This window comes from Acinetobacter sp. OYA S30, assembly GCF_033599315.1.
GTDB classification, from domain to species: domain Bacteria; phylum Pseudomonadota; class Gammaproteobacteria; order Pseudomonadales; family Moraxellaceae; genus Acinetobacter; species Acinetobacter baumannii.
The window spans coordinates 110,470-131,994 of record NZ_JAWVAV010000006.1; the positions used below are offsets into that span (position 1 = coordinate 110,470).

Consider the following 21,525-nt stretch of genomic DNA (forward strand, 5'->3'; position numbering starts at 1 on the left):
GATACAAAGCAGTACAATTTAAAAAAACTGTTATGTATAAGCAAACAGTACAGTTAGAGATAATTAGTGTGAACCAGACCAAAACAAAAATCGAGCTTGTTATTTCACAGATTGAACAACAAATTAAGAATCGCTCTTTAACTCCAGGAACCCGACTTCCCTCTGTACGTAAACTAGCCAAAGATTTAGGTTTTTCTGTTTCTACTATTGTCGAGGCTTATGAGCGATTAATTGCCCTAGGTAAAATTGAATCACGTAGTGGTTCCGGCTTTTATGTCGTGGCACCACTTGCACCTTTAGCCTTAAGTGAATTAGGACCCAAATTAGATCGCTCTATAGATCCGTTATGGATTTCACGCCAGTCTTTAGAAGCAGAACCTAATGCGTTTAAACCCGGTTGTGGTTGGTTACCAAATGATTGGATGCCACTTGAAAGTATCCGCAAAGCATTAAGATCAGCCACACGTAGCGAAGACGATAGTTTATTGGGTTATTCTTCACCGTTAGGGCTGCCCGCATTAAGAGATCTACTGGCTAGACGGGCACAAAGTAAAGGTATAGAGGCAAACCTTAATCAAGTTCTTCTAACCGATTCAGGCACTCAAGCTATTGATCTGGTTTGTCGTTTTTTACTTAAACCAGATGATGTAGTTCTAATTGATGACCCTTGCTACTTTAACTTTCATGCTCTACTTAAAGTTCATCAAGTTAAAGTTGTTGGTATTCCCTACACTCCAAATGGCCCAGACTTAGAGGCATTTAAAGAAGCTATCGAGAGCTATAACCCTCGGCTTTATATTACAAATTCCGGAATACACAACCCAACTGGTGCAACACTCTCACTCTCGACAGCTCATCAATTATTAAAGTTGATTGATCAGTCTAATTTAATTGTGATTGAAGACGATATCTTCTCAGATTTTGAATATACTCCCGCTCCACGACTTGCTGCCCTAGACAACCTTTCACGCGTGATTTTTATTGGAAGTTTCTCTAAAACGCTCTCTGCTTCTATTCGCTGCGGCTATATTATTGCGAAACCAGAATGGATTGATCAAATTACCGATTTAAAAATAGCCACCAGCTTTTCTCACAATGGTCTCTCAGCCAAGATTTTACACACAGCTTTAACCGATGGCTCATATCGTAAGCATCTAGATTTATTAAAAGTTCGTTTAGCTCAAGCCATGCAAGAAACAATCGCGAAGCTTAAATCGATTGGGATAGAACCGTGGATTGAGCCCAAGGCCGGAATTTTTGTGTGGTGTCGTCTACCGGAAGGTGTAGATGCAGCGAAGATTGCCCGGTTTTGCCTGAATCGGCAAGTGATTCTCGCCCCGGGTAATGCCTTTAGCCAAGCACAATCGGCAGGTCAATTTATCCGTTTTAATATTACACAATCAAATCATGATTATATTTATAAGACTCTTGCAGAAGCGCTTCTACAAGAGTCGTTAGAGAAACAAGTTTAAGCCTGTTTTTGCTTTTGTTCCATATAAGCAAAATAGCCCGGCCCAGCCGAAACCTGAACTTGTTTTGCATGTAATGGTTCACGACATACTGAACACACCATAACAGGTTCAAACTTATGACCACATGCTTTGTGACGATATTCCAAAGGTTTACCTAAACCTTGGTCCATCCATTTATCTGCCCAGTTCGCCATAGATAAGATAATTGGATAAAGCTCAAAGCCTTTATCCGTGAGACGATATTCAAAGCGTTCCTGACGGTCAAAATAAGGCGCTTTCACTAAAATTTCGTATTCAACCAACCGTTTTAAGCGATCAGAAAGGACATGACGAGTGACACCTAATGATTTTTGAAAGTCATCAAAACGACGAATTCCCATAAAAGCATTACGTAATATTAGCATCGTCCATCGATCACCAATCACTGATAGCATACGGGCAACAGAACAAGGCTGATCACCGATGTCATCCCATTTCATCTTTATGCTTTCCTCAATATAAAACTGGCCTACTTGCCTTATTATTTATACCCTAAACCACTTAATATGTTATATGCAATATTCAGCTTAGAAATAAGTTTTTAGTATATTTATAAAGCTTCTTTTTTAAAATAACAGTCACTAAAAATAGTTATAAAATATAATTAATCCATCAGTATGGATTAATTATATACAGCTTATTTATAAGTTAATTTGAAATAAAGATTCCCTTTAGCACAGTTCCTGATGCTAGTTTTGTACTCGCAGGAATACGGACTAAACAATTGGCTTGCATAAGGTTACTCAGCATATGAGACTGCTGCTTGGCCAAACTTTTCACCCTAAGTTGTCCTGCATCAAAATAAGCATACATTCGTAAAAAACGCTCACGTGCATCTTCTTTTAAATCATGCTCTAAAATTGCGGTAAACCATTCTGGTCCCTGTCTATTGCCCTGCAAGGCATCCAATAAAGATTTACCATAAACTTGCATTGCGACATATACCGCAGCCGGATTGCCCGGTAAGCCTAACAAATAACAGGAATGGCGGGTTTGTGAATTATGGTATTCGGCAAAGAATAAAGGTTTACCCGGTTTTTGTTTAACTTTCCAAAAGATTTGTTCAAATCCAACTTCGAAAGCACAGGGCCGAACAAAGTCGTAGTCTCCTACCGAAACTCCGCCAGTCGTTATAACAACATCATGGCTGTCTTTTAGCTGGTTAAAGTAATGGGTGACCTGCTCTGCTTCATCTGCCACATGAATGAGTTCGATATCTAAACCATAATCTTCAAACCAAGCTTTTAGTAATGGACCATTTGCATCAAAGACTTTTCCATCGATTAAATCTTCTGCCGTTTGAGCAACTTCATCACCTGTGACTAAAACTGCAACTTTTGGTCTGCAGTAAACAGTAAGCTCTTGCACTCCCGCCATACTTAAAGCAGCCAAACTTCCAATATTTAGAAACTGTCCTACTTGAGCAAGCAACTGCCCCTGCTGGATTTCTTCACCCGTAAAACGGATATCAGCTTGAGGGCGTATATGTTCCGTTAAACAAATTTCTTGGGCCGAAATAACCGATACGATTTCTTGCCGTGCTACATGCGTTGTCCCTTCAGGAATTTTACCACCCGTAAATATACGAATCGCCTGACCTTCACCGAGTATATCGTGACTCTCACTTCCGGCACGAATTTCACCTGTGACTTGGAACTTTTGATTATTTAAATCTTCTGTATGGCTACAAAGTGCATAACCGTCTACCGCACTTTGAGAGAAACTTGGTAAATTAATTTCAGAGTAAATATCTTTGGCAAGATAACTACTTAGGCTATTTATTAGAGTCTTTTGAATAGAGCTTAAGTTTTTAGGCTTATTAATAACTAAATCTAGCGCTTCATCTATACTGATTAATCCACGCTCAGCACCACAACCTGACATTATTCATAGCCTCCTGGATGTGGTAAATCACGGCAAACATCAAAAATATGGACTAATGCGGGTAAAATAGCGGCCATTGATTCGCTTGCTCCACCACGGCTTCCCGGTAACGTCACTACTAACGAACGGTCAATAAACCCGGCTACTCCGCGTGACATAGCAGCGTATGGCGTGCGTTTTTGTCCAAATGAGCGAGCAGCTTCCATTAAGCCATCTAATTTACGTTCTAAAAGAGGCTCTAGCGTATCAACTGTAATGTCACGCTTACCAATTCCTGTCCCACCCACGGTCATAATACAAGCATACGATTTGGTGAGTTCTAGGACCAATTCTTTGAGATCATCTGCTTCATCAGGCAAAATTTGGTAATGGATCGGATCAAATCCAGCTTCAGTTAAAGTTTCAACTACAGATTTTCCGGCCGTATCCGGCTTTCTACCCGCTGCTACGGTATCTGACAATACAATAACCGCAGCCGAAACAGGCTGACGCAATACCCGTTTAAAATGGGATTTTCCGCCTTTTTTCTTAAGTAGTTTACATTGATCCATCCAGAGTTCTTCTGGTTCACAATGGGGCTTTAACATGTCGTAAATGGTTAAACCTGCAAGGCTTGCCGCCGTTAAAGCTTCCATTTCTACGCCAGTTGGCCCAATGGTCTCAACGACAGCAATAATTTTTACAAAGTCATGTTCCAATTCATATTCTACATCTGCCCGATAAATCGGTAGCGGATGACATAGTGGAATCAGCTCATCAGTTCTTTTTGCTGCCAAAATTCCTGCAACACGTGCTGTTTTTAATGCATCACCTTTTTCCGTGTTTCCTTGTCTTAATAGTTCAATACAGTGCGGTGGTGCATATAAAATCGCTTGTGCTTCAGCAACACGATAACTTTCCGGCTTCATTCCTACGTTTTTCATTATTTATCCTAGTATTACATATTTCAGTGTGAGTGCTCATGGCCGGCATGATGATGGTGTTTGTGGTCGTGCGGTGCATCCTTACGAATACAGCAGCCTTCTACATAGTGACTTGTACCATCTGTAAAGAACTCTTCTTTAAAGACAGGTACTTCATGCTTTACTCGCTCAACTGCTTCTTCGCATGCTTGAAAAGCTTCACGGCGATGGGCTGCATAAGCAATTGCAATGATTGCTGTTTCGCCCACATCTAAATATCCAATCCGATGAACCACTCGCACATAAGATACCTGATACTTTTTCTCAATTTCTAGTTCAATTTCACGTATCATTTTTTCTGCAAGCGGTTTATACGATGTATATTTCAGCGCCTTTACCGCTTTACCTTCGTGGTGATTACGAACCGTACCCATAAAAATATCGATACCGCCACATTCAGGAAAAGACTGAATCGGATCAAAAGTATCCAAGCTTAAAGCCTGCTCTTGTATTCTTGCGAACTCTTTCATGACTCATCCTCCGGCAACGGGTGATAATAAAACCAAAGTGCATGGCTCACTTAAGACAGTTTGTCTGGTTATGACATTATCACCAATCGCACATGCACATTTTTCCATGGCTTTTGTAGATTCCGGATGCAATAAAACAATTTCATCCAATACATCTTTAACTAGACTATGACTAGGACAAACTAACAAAAGATTTTCAGGAAGCAATTTTTCAATTGCACCAAATGCTTCGACTTTAATTTGGATAGATTGTTGCATTTATCCCCCAAGCATATGCATGCTGATTTTACGGGTTTGTTGATGTTGTAAGGCATGGAAACCTTTGGCTTTATGCCAGATATAAGGATGAACCAAATTCTTTAAATTTTGGATATACACACCATATTCTGGAGTATGTTGTTTGCTTACCAACGTTTGAAGCTGAGGCTTAATATTTAAGCCTTGCGGCGCAAATAAACAATTATATAGTTCGCCTTTTGCGGTAAGCCGTATACGGTCACATTGGTGGCAAAATGAATGCGTAATTGTGGAAATAATTCCTAAATGGTAGCTACCGTTAATTAGATATTGACGCGCTGGCTCATGTTGCTGCTCGATGACTTGTACCGAATAATACGGTTGCAATACCTGTAAAATTTCAGCCTCACTTACCACATCTTTATTTGACCAAAGTGCATCACCATCAAGCGGCATAAACTCGATAAAACGCAAAGGAATATGATGAGCAATTGACCATTTCACCATAGGTAAGATTTGATCATCATTTCTATCTTTCATTAACACGCAGTTAATTTTAAAAGGTAATCCTACTTCTTTTGCAGCTTGTATCCCCTCTAAAACAGGCTCCAATTTTTTCTTGGTCAACTCTTTAAACTGAACAGGATCTAAACTATCTAAACTAATGTTTAAATCATCTAATCCAGCATCTTTTAGCTGCTTGGCATGTTTAGCAAGGTAATGACCATTGGTAGTCATCGATATACGTTTTAAACCTAAACTTTTTAAAGACTGTAGATCTCGAATGAAATGAACAATACCTTGACGCATTAATGGTTCACCACCCGTAATGCGAATACTTTGGATACCTTGCTGCACCATAAAATAACAAAATTGAAAGAGCGCTTCAAAACTAAGCAAGTCTTGTTTATTTAACCATTCTGGATGCTCAGGCATGCAATATACACACTTAAAATTACAGCGATCAGTTACAGAAATTCGTAACTTACGCTTGATACGCCCATATTGATCTTGCAGAAGGCTTGGCGCAGTTTCAGAGTGATATTGTTTCATCATTTGCACTCATATCGAGAACAGTTCAAATATTGCGAGCACCGATTATGAACAATCAAATACAAAAAATTGCGCCTAAATAGTGCTTTGTTTTTTATGCAAAATTTGTTCCAGCTCTACTTATCTTCCATAATATTTAACTTTTTATAGGTTTTTCACCGCACCGTCTCAAGAACGATTTAAAAATAAATCTCGAGTTAGCGCGGTAAAATCTATGTTTTACTTGATTCTATTTCTAACACTTTTCTAAACGGATGGGTACATATTTATGGTATGGCGTTTTCGACAATGGATCACAATGTTCAGCAGAAATAAGTAAGTTTAATTGTGGTCCAATTGGTTCACCATTTTGAAATCGCATACCATAGCCATGTGGAAGTGATACGACACCTCTTCTCATCCCATCATCCAACTCAATAGCTACCTGAATTTCTCCATGCGCTGAGATACATTTAAGCTGCCCCCCTGCATCTACATTTAAGTGTCTTGCATCTTCAGGATGAATACGCAGTGCACCTTCTGCATCTACTTTTCGCCAAGCAGGGTCACGGTAAATTTGGTTGGCATTGTAACTACGGCGTTCACCTGACAAAAGGATGAAAGGAAACTCTTCAACATTAACGTTATGGCTTTTCAAGCTTGCGAGTTCACTTAACATCTCGGGAATTGCAAGACGTATTTTCTTATCTTTATAAGCTACCAGTTTCCAGACTTCGTCATATTCATGTTGCGATAAAACCATACCTGAACGTTGCTTTAATATCTGCTCAAATAGTTTGACACCTTGTGTTAACGGACTACCTTTATAACCTGCACGGCGTACTGCTTTGGTATGTAAAACAGCATATTGAATAGATAGCGGTAATAAAAAAGCAACTGAATCTGCAGAATTGCCAAGTCGTTTGCCAAGAGTTCGATAAATGATAGAGGCAGCAAAAGGGATATATTTTTTATGGCGTGCCAAGGTAAGTCCTAGCGCCGACAAGTAGGGTAAGTAGGCGGTTTTTTTCGAGTCGACCGCAGCTATTTTTTCTAGAATTGGAAAATTCTTCGGAATAGCATTCATAGCTTCCAGTAATCGAGTATAAATTTCGGCTTCCGGTAAAGTGTTTGCTTGAGCAGCCAATACGGGATGACGCAGGTGAAAACCATTCTTAGGAAATTCCAAGTTAAAACCAGTAAATTCCCATTTTTCAAACTGAGTATGAGCAGGCAAAATATAGTCCGCTAGTCTCGCGGTTTCCGTCATAGCAACATCGACCACAACCAACAAATCTAATGCTTTAAAGGCTTCCTCAAAGGCAGGTGTGTCAGGGTAAGTTAATAGTGGATTACAACTATCTACAAACACAGCACGAATTCGCTTTTCCCCTGCTTTAAGGATTTCATCGGGTAAAATATTAGGTGGGAAAAACCCGGAAATCGGGAACATTTTATGATAAACGCTACGTCGATATTTTGGTTTTCTTTCATCCGTATCGGTCAAAATTGGAATAAACATGGTATGCAAATTATTGGTACCCTGTTTTCCAAAGTTCCCTGTCAGTAAGTATAAAAGCTTTTCTAAATAACCATTTAATGTTGTATTCAAAGTATGTTGAATACCTAAATCGATACGTACACAGCCTCTTTTTGCCTTTGAAAAATCTCGAACAACTTGATAAATCAAATCGACAGGTACATCAGCTTTAGCAATATAGTCTTCAATCGGGACATGGTTAAATGCAGCTTTTACTTCTTCAAACCCATGTGTGTGCTGCTCAATAAATGCTGCATCATAAAGCTTTTCTTTAATAATGATCGCAATCATGGCTGACATTAAAAAAGCATCTGTTCCCGGTTTTAGCTGCACGTGAATGTCTGCTTGTTTTGCCGTTTCGGTAACACGCGGGTCGAACACTACCATGGTTCGGTTCGGATCTTTCTTAATATGTTTTAGCGTGTCTCGTGCGTTGGGAATACCATGTGCCTGAAACGGGTTCGTTCCAATAAAAAGTACGTAATCTGCATGTTCAACATCTTCTGTAGTATGGCAGGCCTGACTACCGAACAGGCGGCCATTGAGCCAAAAATCACCTGTTTTTTCTTGGGCAAGTGAGTTATATGCATAATAACTTTTCATAGCCAATAAAAGTTGTCGGCCATAAGCTGCACCGAGGTGGTTACCCTGTCCACCGCCCCCAACCGAAGCAAAAGCAGTGCCGCCAAATTTATCTCTAATCTGAACCAATTGATCGGCAATTTCTTGTATCGCTACATCCCAACTAATTTCTTGAAATGAACCATCTGGTTGGCGTTTTAAAGGTGCGGTCAAACGGTCTGCATGTTTCTGGTAATGCTGTAATCTTGCGGCTTTTTGGCAAATGTAACCTTGAGAAAATGGATGCTCAGGATTACCTTTAATTTTGACAAATTGGTTATCTTTAATTTCCACGCTCAAACCGCAGTTTCTTGAACATAAAATACATGCGGTCACATCTGTTTTACTTTGCTGAGCTGCGTCCATCATTTTTCTGGCTCCGTTTATTTTTATACATCTGGCTAGAATGAAAATAACAAGTTCCAAAATAGAACTTAAATTCTAAACAGTCAATAACTCAAAATTTAAAAAATGATTTCAGATTATCAATGTAAATTTTAAATCGATATAATTGAAGTTCTAATTTGTCGAAAAAATCTCTTTAAATGCTTTAATTTGTTTGTATTGTTGAAGTTCATCTAAAGAATTAATGCTATGGAAAAATAAGTTCTGCTTTTGAAAAATGGCTACTTGTGCATGTAAAAGTTTAAAGCAATTTTTTAAACTCAATTGTTGCTTATCAATTTGCTGCTCTAAAACTTCTAGACTTTCACGTTTTAACAAACAAAATGGGTATAAAGCATCTCCGTTAATTGAAACGTAAGCTGCCTGAGCCTGTTTATTTTTGCGAAGTGCGCTGTGTAATTTCGCAACGACTTGCGTAGGTATGTAGGTCACATCACAAGGAATAAACAAAACATAATCTGCTCGTACATGAGACCATGTGCTTTTCATCCCCATAAGCGGACCAAAAAAACCAGAAGCATCATCTTGAAAACATTTAATATCTGGCACAATACTTTGATAGATTGAATAGTCTCGATGACTATTCACCCAAATTTCAGATACTGAAGATTTTAGCTTTTGGTGAATCTTAAGAAGTTGCGTATCGCCATCGAATTGCTGCAACAGCTTATTTAAACCATTCATACGGCGGGCTTGTCCACCCGCCAGAATGACCAGATCAGTTATGGGATATCCCTTATTCACACTTCTACCTCTTGCTGGCAAGCTTTAATTAAGCCACGGATTTCAGGTAAACATGATCCACAATTGCCACCAGCTTTTAAACAAGCAGTGACCTGTTTTTCATGGGTAATGTTTTGTGTTTTTATTGCTTCGATAATTTTATTCTTACCTACTTTAAAACAACTACACACCAAAGGCCCATCATTATTGGTAGCCGACATTGGCATACCTGCTAGTAAAGCTTTACGGTGCAAGGCGCTCAAACGTTCTCGTTTAAACAGACTTGCTACCCAGTCACGGTCTGGCAATAAATCTGGCGGTGCAATATATAGACTTGCAATTACAATGCCATCTTTCAAAATAACGCTATGGCTCAGCTGTGAAGAAATATCTTCTATGCTTAACCATTCAAAGGTTTCATCAGCAAATGGCAAAAAGCTTTTCAGATTCTTTTGAGTATCATGAAAAGTTTGGCGGTCTGCAAGTTCATAGCGATTGGTTTTCACCATTTTGACTTTAGTCCACCATGCACAGTGATGTAGCGATTCTTGAATGTGCGACTCGTATCCTTCACGAATATAGAGCACACCTTGCCAAGTGGTATAGAACGGCTGAATGGTTACAGGCGTATGTTTGAACTCGGGCTCACCTGAAATTGCATCAACTTCTGGATTAACGACTTTACCAATACGGGCGTCGGATGCGACCTGTTCAGTCCAGTGAATCGGTGCAAAAATTTGCCCACGACGGACACCTGATGAGAATGTCACGCGTAGTACACAACTGCCCCATTTCGAACGAACTTCTACCAAGCCTTGATCACGCACACCAAATTTCAAGGCATCACTCGGATGAATCTCGCAAAATGGTTCGGCACGGTGACTGGTCAAATTTGGTGACAAACCAGTACGCGTCATGGTGTGCCATTGATCACGAATACGTCCCGTGTTCAAAATGAGCGGATAATCTTCTGAAACTGCATGTACCGGATCGATTGCAACAGTCGAAATCAATTTTGCCTTGGTATTTTTGTGACTAAACTGGCCCTTGCCAAACAGTTGTTGAACAGCTTTAGCGTCCTGGTTTTTACTCCAGACTGGCCATTGCACTGGTTGTAGAGCGTCGTACTCAGCAGTACTTAGGTTCATTAAACCTTTTAAGTTGAAATAACGGAACGTATCATTTTGCTCACGTGTATTTATGTCCGCATTATCTTGTGCTGACAAAGCCGCATGTTCATTAAAAATATCAACAGCACTATTAAAGTCAAAACCTTTAAAGCCTAATTTTTTCGCAACTTGACTCACTGACCACCAATCCGCTTTTGCTTCACCCGGCGCAGGTAAAAAAGCACGTTGACGTGAAATACGACGCTCAGAGTTAGTAACGGTTCCATCTTTTTCACCCCAACCTAAAGCTGGAAGTAACACATCAGCGTAAGCCGTAGTATCCGTATCGGTACAGATATCTGACACAACGACCAATTCGCATTTCTCTAAAGCACGTTTCACCTGATCAGCATCTGGTAAACTTACCACTGGATTGGTTGCCATAATCCAGATGGCTTTAATTTTCCCAGCTTCAACAGCATGGAACAAATCAACAGCTTTTAAGCCAGCTTGAGTTGCAATAAATGGGCTGTCCCAAAAGGTTTGCACTACTTTTTGGTGCAAGGGATTATCTAAATCCATATGGGCAGCCAACATATTAGCTAAGCCACCCACTTCTCGACCACCCATAGCATTGGGCTGGCCTGTCATTGAAAATGGTGCAGCGCCGAGCTTTCCAATTTTGCCTGTTAATAAATGACAGTTAATAATGCTGTTGGCCTTATTCACACCCTGACTTGATTGATTCACACCCATTGAAAATAGCGTGATTACCTTTTCAGTCTGCGCAAACTTCTCAAAGAACTGCTGTAATTTGTCTAAAGAAATACCACTACGTTTGGCAACATAGGTAATATCCGTTTCTTGCTGACTACTTGCCAAAACCTCTTGCAAACCTTCGGTATAGTCATCAACAAAAGCCTGATCAGCATGACCATTTTGATATAAATATTGGAATAGACCGTTAAACAATGCGACGTCTTGGCCCGGTAAAATCGGTAAATGTAAATCCGCTTGCTCACAAGTACTGGTAAAACGTGGGTCAATCACCACCACAAACATATCTGGATTGTGGCTTTTAGCCTGCATAATCCGCTGATACAGCACAGGATGGCACCATGCGGTATTGGAACCAACCAAAACCACCATATCTGCATGTTCAAAATCTTCATAACTTGCAGGCACAAGGTCTTCACCAAAGCTACGTTTATGACCTGCCACCGCAGATGACATACAAAGGCGTGAGTTGGTATCGATATTTGCAGTGCCCAAATAGCCTTTTACAAACTTGTTCACCACATAATAATCTTCAGTCAAAAGCTGACCTGAAACATAAAATGCAATGCTGTTACGACCATATTGATCGATACAAGACTGGAATTTATCGGCAATTTTATTGATTGCTGCATCCCATGTGGTTACAGTCCGATGTGACTTACGACCAAACATCGGTTGAAGTAGACGTGTTTCTAATCCCAAAGTATCCGCAAGTCGGCTACCTTTAATGCATAAGCGCCCAAAGTTGGAAGGATGCTCAGCATCCCCCTCAACTTGCACCACAGGTCCTTGAAGTTTTTGTTGAACGTTTACACTAACACCACAACCTACACCGCAATATGGACATGTTGTTTTAGTTGTTTTTGCAACATGGTCGGAGCTATCGATTTCAACGCTTGGAATACTATTCATAACTGCTCCTTTCCCTATTTAGCCTGCATTTTTTAATGCAAAATCTCGACCAAATAGCAGCTTATTTCTAAATGAAGAAACAGGAGTTTGATCTGCAATTAACTCTGCATACCACATGCCATCTTCAGTATCACCGAACAGTACTGCACCGATTACTCGATCGCTTTGAATGATAATACGCTTATAAATCTGGCGTTTTTCATCGTTCAGGATAATGTCTTCATAATCATCTTTCGGTTCAAAATTGCCAGCCGAGAATACATCGACACCACTGACTTTTAACTGAGTCGGTACGGTCGGTGCTTTAAAAGTTAAGCTGCCGTGCTCTGCTAAATGGGTCGCGCAAATAAAAGCTTGCCCCCATAGTGGCTCAACTAAACCAAAGGTCTGTCCACGATGTTCGATACACTCACCCACCGCATAAATACTTGGGTCAAATGTTTGCATGGTGTCATTCACCAACACCCCTCGATTGCAACGTAGACCAGCACTTTGCGCCAAAGCAATATTCGGACGGATACCTACAGCAAACACCACAAGGTCAGCATCTAACACTGTGCCATCTTTCAAACGGATTTGTTTGACATGACCATTTTCATCACCGATTAACGCTTCGGTATTGGCTTCGGTAATGATTTGAATGCCTTTTTGCTCAATACTATGACGAAGTAATTGACTCGCACGCCCATCAAGTTGGCGTTCCATAATACGGTCCATTAAATGCAATACCGTGACGTTCATACCACGTTGCTTTAAACCATAGGCAGCTTCTAAACCCAGCAAACCGCCGCCAATCACGACTGAATTAGTTTTTGAACCACAGTATTCAATCATGGTGTTAACATCATAAATATCGCGGAAAGTTAACACCCCTTTTAGGTCAACACCTTGAACTGGTGGAATAAATGGTGCCGAGCCTGTTGCCAGAATCAAACGGTCATAATCAACTGTCTGGCCTTTTTCGGTGTAAACCACTTTACGCGGACGATCAATTTTTACGGCTTTATCACCAGCAATAAATTTAATGCCTTTATCGTCGTACCACTTCGGTGGATGCAACATAATGTCTTCAATGGTTTTTTCACCCGATAAAACCGGAGACAACATAATACGGTTATAGTTACCCCATGGTTCTTCACCAATCACCGTAACTTCATAACGGTCTGGTGCCATATCAAGTAAATCTTCCAGACAACGCATCCCTGCCAAACCATTTCCGATCAGCACCAGTCTAAGTTTGTCTTGTGATACACCTGTATTGGTAATATAAGTTTTTTGCGGCACCGCGTTGACCCAAACACGGCCATCAACAATTTTGCTCGGATAAACTGCCAATTTTTGGTCTTTATCTTCTAAACAACGGCCCGTAGCTAAACTGAAATGTTGTTTATAGATTGGAGATGCAACGACGCGTTCGCCTTGTAAATCACCAATAATCCCACGACTCATCACATTCGCTTGGCTAAACGGATCTTTATTGCTCAGTACATAAACACGTTTTTCATGCCCTACACGGAAGATTGCAACCGCTTGACCGCCCACTAGCGCTCCTGCACCAGTGTTGGGGGTTAAATCATCGAGGGCACAAACGTCAATCCACTGATCATCAGGAAGCATATTTTTGTCTTGTACAATATTCATATAAGTTCTCCTTTATGCTTCAACCATTGGAATGCGGTCTTCTGAACGTTCAGCTTCAGTTAATGGGCGGATTTGACCACGTTCAGTTGTAAATTGAATGTGCGGATCAGCTTGTTCATTTGCTCCTGCATTGATATAAGTCTGGAAGCGTTTACGAACTTCTGGGTTTTCGACAGCTGTACGCCATTCATCTTGATATGTACCAATAATGTGTTCCATACGGCGCTCAAGCTCGGCAGCTAAACCAAGAGAGTCATCAACGATCACAGATTTAAGGTAGTCTAGACCGCCTTCCATGTTGTCACGCCATACACTGGTACGTTGTAAACGGTCTGCCGTTTGAATGTAGAACATAAAGAAACGGTCGATATAACGAATAAGTGTTTCTTTATCGAGGTCAGATGCAAGTAATTCTGCATGACGTGGTTTCATACCACCGTTACCACATACATAAAGGTTCCAACCCTTTTCAGTGGCAATCACGCCTACATCTTTACCTTGCGCTTCCGCACACTCACGTGTACAGCCAGACACTGCCATTTTCAATTTATGCGGTGAACGCAAACCTTTGTAGCGGTTTTCAAGTTCAATCGCTAAACCAACCGAGTTATCTACCCCGTAACGGCACCAAGTGCTACCTACACAAGATTTCACTGTACGCAACGACTTACCATAGGCATGACCAGACTCAAAGCCCGCAGCATTTAACTCTTCCCAAATAAATGGAAGTTCATGAACTTGGGCACCAAACATATCAACACGTTGACCACCAGTAATTTTGGTGTATAAGTTATATTTCTTCGCAATTTGGCCAATGGCAATTAAGCCATCCGGAGTGACTTCCCCACCTGCCATACGCGGTACAATGGAGTAAGAGCCATCTTTTTGAATGTTACCCAAGTAGTAATCGTTACTGTCTTGTAGGCCTGCATGACTTGGCTTAAGTACGAAATCATTCCAGCAAGATGCCAAAATATTTGCTGCTGCCGGTTTACAAATATCACAACCTAAACCATGACCATGTTGATGAATTAAATCATCAAATGTCTTGATTTCATTGACACGAACCAAGTGATACAACTCTTGACGCGAGTACGGGAAATGTTCGCAAATGTGATTGTTAACAGTCACACCTTGACGTTGTAACTCTGACTTCAATACTTGAGTTACTAATGGTGCACAACCACCACATGCTGTTGCTGCTTTGGTGCATTTCTTTAATGCACCTAAAGAGGTCGAACCATCACTAATTGCTTGGCAGATGTCTGCTTTTGATACGTTGTTACATGAACAAATAGTCGCACTGTCTGGCAGCAAATCGACTCCGCTACCACCAGATTTTGCTGCTGATTGCTCAAAACCCGGCATGATTAAACTTTCAGGCACTTCCGGTAAAGCCAGACCATTCAACATCATTTGTAAAAGGTCGTTGTATTCTTTGGCATCGCCCACTAAAACCGCGCCAAGCAACTTGGTTTTGTCGGCATTTACAACAATCTTTTTATAAACCAGCGCATGTTCATCTGCATAGAAATAGCTTAATGCACCTGGGGTCATAGCATGTGCATCACCAACAGAAGCAACATCAACGCCCATCAACTTCAATTTGGTGCTCATGTCTGCGCCAGCGAAGCAGTGACACTCTTCATCTAAAATGTGTTTTGCTGCAATACGCGCCATGTCATAGCCCGGTGCAACCAAGCCATAAATTTTATTTTGCCAAAGCGCACATTCACCAATGGCATAAATGTTTTGATCTGATGTTTGGCAATAATCATTAATTACAATACCGCCACGCTCACCAATCGCAAGCCCACTGTTGCGCGCAAGCTCATCACGTGGGCGGATCCCCGCAGAGAATAAGATCACATCAGTTTCGAGTTCACTACCGTCGGCGAACTTCATCACATGAGTGGTATTTACACCAGACTCAATAGACTGAGTCGCTTTTTGTGTATGGACTTTTACACCTAAATCTTCAATTTTACGGCGTAAAACCTTGCCCCCTAAGTCATCAATTTGAACTGCCATCAAACGTGGTGCAAACTCAACAACGTGTGTTTCTAAATCTAAATCACGTAATGCTTTGGCTGCCTCAAGTCCAAGTAAACCACCGCCAATTACTACGCCTGTTTTAGCCTTTAAACTTGCTGTACGAATAGCATCTAGGTCTTCAATGGTACGGTAAACAAAACAGTTCTCGCGGTCATTACCCGGAATTGGCGGAACAAATGCATATGAACCGGTCGCCAGCACCAACTTGTCATAGCTAATCACATCACCATGATTGGTTGTTACGGTTTGTGCAGCTGTATCAATCGCCACTGCTTTAGTATTTAAACGCAGGTCAATGCCATACGCATCAGCAAAATCAAAGCGTGCTAAAGATAAATCTTTTGCCGATTTCCCTGAGAAGTATTCAGTCAAATGTACGCGGTCATATGCGATACGAGGTTCTTCTGCAAGAATCGTGATTTCCAGTTCATCATCTGCTTTTTCTAAAATGGCTTCGATGAATTTGTGGCCCACCATACCATGACCAATCATTACCAATTTCATAGTGTTTCTCCTCAAATCACGTTGCTTTTAAGCTGCGTTCTTGCGTTCTCAAATAGACATTGTTGTTTTGCCTTGTGCTCTACCGAGAAACGTATCAACATCACAAAGCGTATAGCTGCTTGGAACCCATTTTTTCCACTCGTTGACGACACCCTATGCATAGCAAAGTCATAAAAACAAATAAAAAAAGCGAGCCCCCTCATACGGAAGGCTCGCATCGCTGAAACTGAAAAATTAGTTAATTCAGATGTAACTTTTTTATGCAATAAAAATAAAGACATAACCTTCACTCCGACTGAACGTAAATTTTCTGTGTGTACAGTTGCACTCACAAATTCGATCAGAACGGACATCGTTGGCCGTCTTTAAAACTTATGGTCGTCTTCGACCTGTAATTAACTAAGCATTTTGCATGCCAATTCTTTTTAAAATTAATATTAATAATTTTTTATTTTTATTTTCAAATACTTAATACAAAACCCATTTTTATCCAAAAAGAATATTTAATTTTCCCTGCACTATTGCTGCTCGTCTATATGGTTTAAACAAAAATAAGTCTTGCCACAAAATGAATCGCTTTTTTGCACCAATATTGATCAAAACAATGCATTAGAATAGTAAAGGACCACTCATGTCTGATTTTTTGTTTAATTTTGGATGGCACTAATCTTGCTTAAAAATTGATAACAAAAAACGCGTCGAATTGGCGCATTTTCTTAGCCTGATTTTCTGAACTTATGCCAAAACTCAAAATAGCTCTTATCGATGATGATCATGCGCGGGCCGACTATATAAAAAATAGTCTGCTTGAAAATGACTTTGAAGTGGTTGCCTGCCTTACTTTGGACCACTTAAATATTTTTCGTCTTGAAGATTTACAAGCCGATGTCATCTTGCTCGATATGGATCATCCCCATCGTGACATTATTGAAAGTTGTGTGAGTAGCTATGACCTACCAACTGTTCTATTCACTAAAAATTCAGATAAAGACACCATCAAACAAGCTATAGATGCAGGCGTAACGGCTTATATTGTAGATGGCATAGACCCCGCTCGCTTACATACCATTTTAGAGATTTCAATTGAGCAATATAAAAAACATAAAAAGCTCGAAGGTGACTTAAAAGAAGCTCAAACCAAACTGGCCGATCGTAAAGATGTTGAAAAGGCCAAAGTGCTACTCATGCAACTGCATGGCTTACCTGAAGACACAGCTTTTCAATTACTCAGAAAAAATGCCATGAGTCACCGTATAACGATTGGAGAAATGGCACGGCGTTTACTTGACGCTCAAAAATTACTAAATGATCAACTAAAGGATGAATAAATGAGCAAATTAGAAAAGACTCAATTGCAACTCGGCTATATTCCTTTACTTGATTGCATCGCTTTACTTTGGGCAAAGCAGCAAGGTTTCTTCGAAGAAGTCGATTTAGATGTTACCTTAGTCAAAGAAGCATCATGGGCAAGTCTACGCGACCGTTTAGCTTTTGGCTTATTAGATGCTGCACATTGTTTATCTGCGATGCTCCCTGCAGCAGCAATGGGTGCAGACCAAATTGGTATTGCACTGCAAACCCCGCTCGTTTTAAGTAAAAACCGTGCTTTTATCAGCTTAAGCCAAAAATTAATTCATCAACTGGCTATTCAAGAAAATGATAATGCACAAACTACCGCCCAAAAAGTTACTCAATACATTGAGCAAGATCATACTCTTTCTTTAGCCCATGTATTTAAACATTCAATCCATCATTATTGTTTAAGAGAATGGCTTGCTTTGGCAGACTCTAGAATAGCTCAAACGCTCAAACTTAAAGCACTTCCGCCACCGTATATGGTCGAAGCTTTAGATAACCATGTGATTGATGGTTTTTGTGTGGGAGAGCCTTGGAATACTCAAGGTGAACTTTTAGGCTTAAGTAAAATCGTCTGCTCAAGTCAAGACATTATTCCCAATGTGGCAGATAAAGTTCTCGCAGTAACTCAAGAATGGGCTGAACAACATCCTCAAACCTTAGTTGCCCTTACAACGGCAATTATGAAAGCTCAAAAAGAATTGAGTAATTTAAAAGATTTTGCACCTGTCTTAAAGTTATTGGTCGAGTTTGGGATTGTCCGATTTCACTGTTCTGAAGAAGTACATGTCGATAAATATTATATGATTCAAAATATTGTAAAGTACTTGGTTAAAGAAAATGCGGCTCCCCAACCTGAAGATTTCCATTGGTTATTTCAGCAAATGCAAAAATGGGAAAAACTTCAATTAGCCCCTGATCAAATCATAGAACTGAGTGCACAATGCATTAATCTCGAGTGCTACAATCAAGCCAAACTCTAAAAAATACTTAAGCACATTATAAAAAAAGCTGTCTTTATTAACAAAGACAGCTTGAAAGACCCATAAGACAAATGCGTTATACGCATTACTACATTTAAAAGACTCAACTCATCCATTAAATATAGCTCTTATGTCTCCGATCATAACCAATTAAAACTTATCATTTTCAGACATTTCCATATCAATAACTGACATTTCATAGACTTTATCTCCTACCTATAATTTCGACGAACAACCGAAACTCCCCTAGATATCAGCCCGTAATTTTGTTAACTTGATTATGTTACAAATTCAAAATACAGATTTCAGTTAATGAGTAAGGGGATGAAATAATGAAAGATATCTCACACCGTGAAGTTTATGCACTGGTTGATATTAATAATTGCTATGTCAGCTGTGAGCGTCTTTTCAACCCTAAACTCAATGATAAACCTGTAGTTGTTTTATCTAATAACGATGGCTGTGTGGTTTCACGTAGTGAAGAGGCAAAACTTTTAGGGATTAAAATGGGCGTACCGTGGTTCCAAATTGAAAAAGATGCTTTACAAGCAGGCGTTCAAGTCTATTCAAGCAACTACACTTTATATGCCGAGATGTCCCGCCGTTTTTTTGCTGTCCTCGGTGAGTTTTTCTCTCCAGATGATTTAGAAGCCTACTCTATAGATGAATGCTTTATTCATCTCACCCCTTACCTCCAATCTATCGATATCTCTGACTACTGCAACAAAGTGAGAAACACTCTCCTAAAATGGTTAGGCTTACCTTGTTGCATTGGAATTGGATATTCAAAGACACAAGCAAAACTTGCCAATCACTATGCTAAGAAAATTAAAAGTTTTAAAGGAGTATGTAATTTCATCACCTTAGATCCATTAATTATGGAAGACCTCATGCAACAGACATCAGTCAAAGAGGTATGGGGAATCGGCTATCAATTAGTCAAACAGCTACAAAGTTATGAGGTGTACACATGCCTAGACTTAACTTTTGCCAATGAACACCATATGGCAAAGGCCTTTTCTGTGGTCATGGCACGCACTATTCGTGAGCTAAAAGGCCAATCCTGTATTGAACTTGATGATCCAGCTATTCCAACGAAACGGATTTTAGCATCACGAAGTTTTGCTCAAGCTTTATCCAGTATTGAGATTATTAAACAAGCACTTATCTTTCACCTTAACCGGGCACATCGCCGTTTAATGAAACAAGAACAACTTTGTGCCTGTGTTCAAGTTATGCTTTATGAAAAAACCGACAAACCGCCCTATAAAAAAGCCACATCTCAAGCAATTGGTCTTCATTATGCAACAGATGATTTATGCATACTTACTAAAGCAGCTATGCAGCAAATTGATGTTTTATATAAAGAAAATAAAAGTTACATAAAAATTGGAGTATTATTTTGTGCTCTACACGCACGTCAGCAACATATTGATGATTTATGGCAGCCTCTGGAACTTATTCATCAAAGACAACAATTGATGGAAACTTTAGGTACAGTCCGTAAGCGTTTTGGTAGCCACTATTTACAAGTTGGATATCACTCACGTAATCCATCTTGGCAAATGAAACAATGTCATCGCTCAAAAAATTACCTAACACGCTGGAATGAAATGTTAACGATTGAAGATGCTTATACCCCCGTTACACAAAATACATGAACTGTTTTTGTCAATTCGGTTTAAAATAAGCTCCGTTAAATTACTTGAAATTTTGTCATTTTTTAACATTGCTAATTCGTCGCAAAATTTACAATATATAAGCCGAATTTGGTGTACCCTTTCTGCGACAATTAAAAGAAATTATAAAAAACTTGTAGAAACATATGCCATAATAAGCAAACTTTGCAGACATCTTGCAAAGATTATTTGCAACTTTAGAGCTGGAGCAATCTGAATGAGTTCGACCATTTTGGTAATTCATGGACCGAATTTGAATTTGCTGGGAAAACGCGAACCAGAAGTATATGGTCATCTTACCCTAGACAATATCAACCAACAACTTATTGCTCAAGCTGAACAAGCCTCAATTACACTAGATACTTTTCAAAGCAACTGGGAAGGTGCCATTGTTGACCGTATTCATCAGGCACAAACAGAAGGCGTAAAACTGATTATTATTAACCCTGCTGCCCTCACCCACACTTCAGTTGCTTTACGCGATGCCTTACTTGGCGTTGCCATTCCCTTTATTGAAGTACATTTATCAAATGTTCACGCACGTGAAGCTTTCAGACATCACTCTTATTTATCAGACAAAGCAATTGGCGTGATTTGTGGTCTAGGCGCAAAAGGTTATAGCTTTGCACTCGATTACGCTATTGAAAAAATTCAACCATCTAACCCAAACTAGTTCAGGAATAGTCGCCCATGGATATCCGCAAAATTAAGAAACTCATCGATTTAATGATTGAGTCTGACTTGCAAGCGATTGAAGTTAAAGAAGGTGATCAATCGATCGCTTTAACTCGTCGCAATCCTGTCGTTGCTGCGGCTGGTGTAGCACTTCCGGCAGCTCCTGTTGCTGAAGCACCTGTTGCAAAAACACCACGTGGAGCAGTTGAAACTTCTCCTATGGTTGGTGTGTTCTATGCTGCTCCAAGCCCAGGCGAAGCACCATTTGTTAAAGTAGGTCAAACAGTATCTGCTGGTGAGACTTTGGGTATTATTGAAGCAATGAAAATCATGAACCCGATTGAAGCAACTCAAAGCGGTGTGATTGAAGAAATTTTAGTGAAAAATGGTGAAGTGATCCAATTCGGTCAACCTTTATTCCGTTATCGCGCGTAATACCCCGGGGACAT

Annotated in this window: 18 protein-coding genes and 1 pseudogene; 6 read left to right on the forward strand and 13 right to left on the reverse strand. The window is 40.0% G+C overall.

Going from position 1 to position 21,525, the window contains the following annotated elements:
• Positions 1-68: 68 nt before the first annotated feature.
• Positions 69-1,472, forward strand: a complete 1,404-nt coding sequence (locus R5R67_RS05135) for a PLP-dependent aminotransferase family protein (RefSeq protein WP_001076969.1) — start codon at positions 69-71, stop codon at positions 1,470-1,472.
• Here the strand turns inward: R5R67_RS05135 and R5R67_RS05140 are convergent.
• The 12 genes from R5R67_RS05140 to R5R67_RS05195 all read right to left on the reverse strand — a co-directional run bounded on the left by R5R67_RS05140 (position 1,469) and on the right by R5R67_RS05195 (position 16,736).
• Positions 1,469-1,951, reverse strand: a complete 483-nt coding sequence (locus R5R67_RS05140; protein ID WP_000870671.1) for a winged helix-turn-helix transcriptional regulator — start codon at positions 1,949-1,951, stop codon at positions 1,469-1,471. The genes R5R67_RS05135 and R5R67_RS05140 overlap by 4 nt on opposite strands.
• A gap of 208 nt (positions 1,952-2,159) precedes the next feature.
• On the reverse strand, positions 2,160-3,395 hold the full coding sequence (locus R5R67_RS05145) for a molybdopterin molybdotransferase MoeA (protein WP_000012057.1): 1,236 nt from the start codon (positions 3,393-3,395) through the stop codon (positions 2,160-2,162).
• Complete coding sequence (gene moaCB, locus R5R67_RS05150; protein ID WP_000799981.1) at positions 3,395-4,318, reverse strand: bifunctional molybdenum cofactor biosynthesis protein MoaC/MoaB; 924 nt, start codon at positions 4,316-4,318, stop codon at positions 3,395-3,397. The genes R5R67_RS05145 and moaCB overlap by 1 nt, the downstream gene beginning before the upstream one ends.
• Positions 4,319-4,341: 23 nt before the next feature.
• The gene (locus R5R67_RS05155) at positions 4,342-4,827 is read right to left on the reverse strand and encodes a molybdenum cofactor biosynthesis protein MoaE (protein WP_000657200.1); all 486 of its coding nucleotides are present in this window, start codon (positions 4,825-4,827) and stop codon (positions 4,342-4,344) included.
• A 3-nt stretch (positions 4,828-4,830) separates the two neighbouring features.
• Complete coding sequence (locus R5R67_RS05160) at positions 4,831-5,085, reverse strand: MoaD/ThiS family protein (RefSeq protein WP_001187658.1); 255 nt, start codon at positions 5,083-5,085, stop codon at positions 4,831-4,833.
• Complete coding sequence (gene moaA / locus R5R67_RS05165) at positions 5,086-6,126, reverse strand: GTP 3',8-cyclase MoaA (RefSeq protein WP_085943446.1); 1,041 nt, start codon at positions 6,124-6,126, stop codon at positions 5,086-5,088.
• A gap of 226 nt (positions 6,127-6,352) precedes the next feature.
• Positions 6,353-8,626, reverse strand: a complete 2,274-nt coding sequence (locus tag R5R67_RS05170; RefSeq protein WP_000968537.1) for a molybdopterin-dependent oxidoreductase — start codon at positions 8,624-8,626, stop codon at positions 6,353-6,355.
• A 150-nt stretch (positions 8,627-8,776) separates the two neighbouring features.
• Complete coding sequence (locus tag R5R67_RS05175; RefSeq protein ID WP_001032655.1) at positions 8,777-9,406, reverse strand: molybdenum cofactor guanylyltransferase; 630 nt, start codon at positions 9,404-9,406, stop codon at positions 8,777-8,779.
• Positions 9,403-12,183: a nitrate reductase gene (locus tag R5R67_RS05180; protein WP_001084784.1), complete on the reverse strand. Its 2,781-nt coding sequence runs from the start codon at positions 12,181-12,183 to the stop codon at positions 9,403-9,405. The genes R5R67_RS05175 and R5R67_RS05180 overlap by 4 nt, the downstream gene beginning before the upstream one ends.
• A gap of 18 nt (positions 12,184-12,201) precedes the next feature.
• On the reverse strand, positions 12,202-13,824 hold the full coding sequence (nirD, locus tag R5R67_RS05185; RefSeq protein WP_001028497.1) for a nitrite reductase small subunit NirD: 1,623 nt from the start codon (positions 13,822-13,824) through the stop codon (positions 12,202-12,204).
• 12 nt (positions 13,825-13,836) lie between these two features.
• Complete coding sequence (nirB, locus tag R5R67_RS05190) at positions 13,837-16,383, reverse strand: nitrite reductase large subunit NirB (protein WP_000780175.1); 2,547 nt, start codon at positions 16,381-16,383, stop codon at positions 13,837-13,839.
• 11 nt (positions 16,384-16,394) lie between these two features.
• Positions 16,395-16,736 carry a hypothetical protein gene (locus R5R67_RS05195; protein ID WP_000114557.1) on the reverse strand — a complete coding sequence of 114 codons (342 nt, stop codon included), beginning with the start codon at positions 16,734-16,736 and terminating at the stop codon, positions 16,395-16,397.
• A gap of 384 nt (positions 16,737-17,120) precedes the next feature.
• Between R5R67_RS05195 and R5R67_RS05200 the strand changes: the two genes are divergently transcribed.
• Positions 17,121-17,711, forward strand: a complete 591-nt coding sequence (locus R5R67_RS05200) for an ANTAR domain-containing response regulator (protein ID WP_001125253.1) — start codon at positions 17,121-17,123, stop codon at positions 17,709-17,711.
• Complete coding sequence (locus R5R67_RS05205; protein ID WP_000039925.1) at positions 17,712-18,722, forward strand: ABC transporter substrate-binding protein; 1,011 nt, start codon at positions 17,712-17,714, stop codon at positions 18,720-18,722. It begins immediately after the preceding gene.
• Positions 18,723-18,743: 21 nt separating this feature from the next.
• On the opposite strand, the pseudogene R5R67_RS05210 reads toward R5R67_RS05205, so the two are convergent.
• Positions 18,744-18,838: pseudogene (locus tag R5R67_RS05210) on the reverse strand (hypothetical protein); the annotation flags it as partial.
• A gap of 216 nt (positions 18,839-19,054) precedes the next feature.
• Here R5R67_RS05210 and R5R67_RS05215 point away from each other — a divergent pair.
• The 3 genes from R5R67_RS05215 to accB all read left to right on the forward strand — a co-directional run bounded on the left by R5R67_RS05215 (position 19,055) and on the right by accB (position 21,511).
• Complete coding sequence (locus R5R67_RS05215) at positions 19,055-20,383, forward strand: Y-family DNA polymerase (RefSeq protein WP_000652014.1); 1,329 nt, start codon at positions 19,055-19,057, stop codon at positions 20,381-20,383.
• A 235-nt stretch (positions 20,384-20,618) separates the two neighbouring features.
• Complete coding sequence (gene aroQ / locus R5R67_RS05220; RefSeq protein ID WP_000099412.1) at positions 20,619-21,074, forward strand: type II 3-dehydroquinate dehydratase; 456 nt, start codon at positions 20,619-20,621, stop codon at positions 21,072-21,074.
• 17 nt (positions 21,075-21,091) lie between these two features.
• Positions 21,092-21,511, forward strand: a complete 420-nt coding sequence (accB, locus tag R5R67_RS05225) for an acetyl-CoA carboxylase biotin carboxyl carrier protein (RefSeq protein ID WP_000354611.1) — start codon at positions 21,092-21,094, stop codon at positions 21,509-21,511.
• Positions 21,512-21,525 lie beyond the last annotated feature (14 nt).

Bases quoted from the DNA above. Each gene is read 5' to 3' on its own strand.
- R5R67_RS05140 (WP_000870671.1), bottom strand. From the start codon at position 1,951: ATGAAATGGGATGACATCGGTGATCAGCCTTGTTCTGTTGCCCGTATG.
- R5R67_RS05145 (WP_000012057.1), bottom strand. From the start codon at position 3,395: ATGTCAGGTTGTGGTGCTGAGCGTGGATTAATCAGTATAGATGAAGCG.
- moaCB (WP_000799981.1), bottom strand. From the start codon at position 4,318: ATGAAAAACGTAGGAATGAAGCCGGAAAGTTATCGTGTTGCTGAAGCA.
- R5R67_RS05155 (WP_000657200.1), bottom strand. From the start codon at position 4,827: ATGAAAGAGTTCGCAAGAATACAAGAGCAGGCTTTAAGCTTGGATACT.
- R5R67_RS05160 (WP_001187658.1), bottom strand. From the start codon at position 5,085: ATGCAACAATCTATCCAAATTAAAGTCGAAGCATTTGGTGCAATTGAA.
- R5R67_RS05170 (WP_000968537.1), bottom strand. From the start codon at position 8,626: ATGATGGACGCAGCTCAGCAAAGTAAAACAGATGTGACCGCATGTATT.
- R5R67_RS05180 (WP_001084784.1), bottom strand. From the start codon at position 12,183: ATGAATAGTATTCCAAGCGTTGAAATCGATAGCTCCGACCATGTTGCA.
- nirD (WP_001028497.1), bottom strand. From the start codon at position 13,824: ATGAATATTGTACAAGACAAAAATATGCTTCCTGATGATCAGTGGATT.
- nirB (WP_000780175.1), bottom strand. From the start codon at position 16,383: ATGAAATTGGTAATGATTGGTCATGGTATGGTGGGCCACAAATTCATC.
- R5R67_RS05195 (WP_000114557.1), bottom strand. From the start codon at position 16,736: ATGTCCGTTCTGATCGAATTTGTGAGTGCAACTGTACACACAGAAAAT.
- R5R67_RS05200 (WP_001125253.1), top strand. From the start codon at position 17,121: ATGCCAAAACTCAAAATAGCTCTTATCGATGATGATCATGCGCGGGCC.
- R5R67_RS05205 (WP_000039925.1), top strand. From the start codon at position 17,712: ATGAGCAAATTAGAAAAGACTCAATTGCAACTCGGCTATATTCCTTTA.
- R5R67_RS05215 (WP_000652014.1), top strand. From the start codon at position 19,055: ATGAAAGATATCTCACACCGTGAAGTTTATGCACTGGTTGATATTAAT.
- aroQ (WP_000099412.1), top strand. From the start codon at position 20,619: ATGAGTTCGACCATTTTGGTAATTCATGGACCGAATTTGAATTTGCTG.
- accB (WP_000354611.1), top strand. From the start codon at position 21,092: ATGGATATCCGCAAAATTAAGAAACTCATCGATTTAATGATTGAGTCT.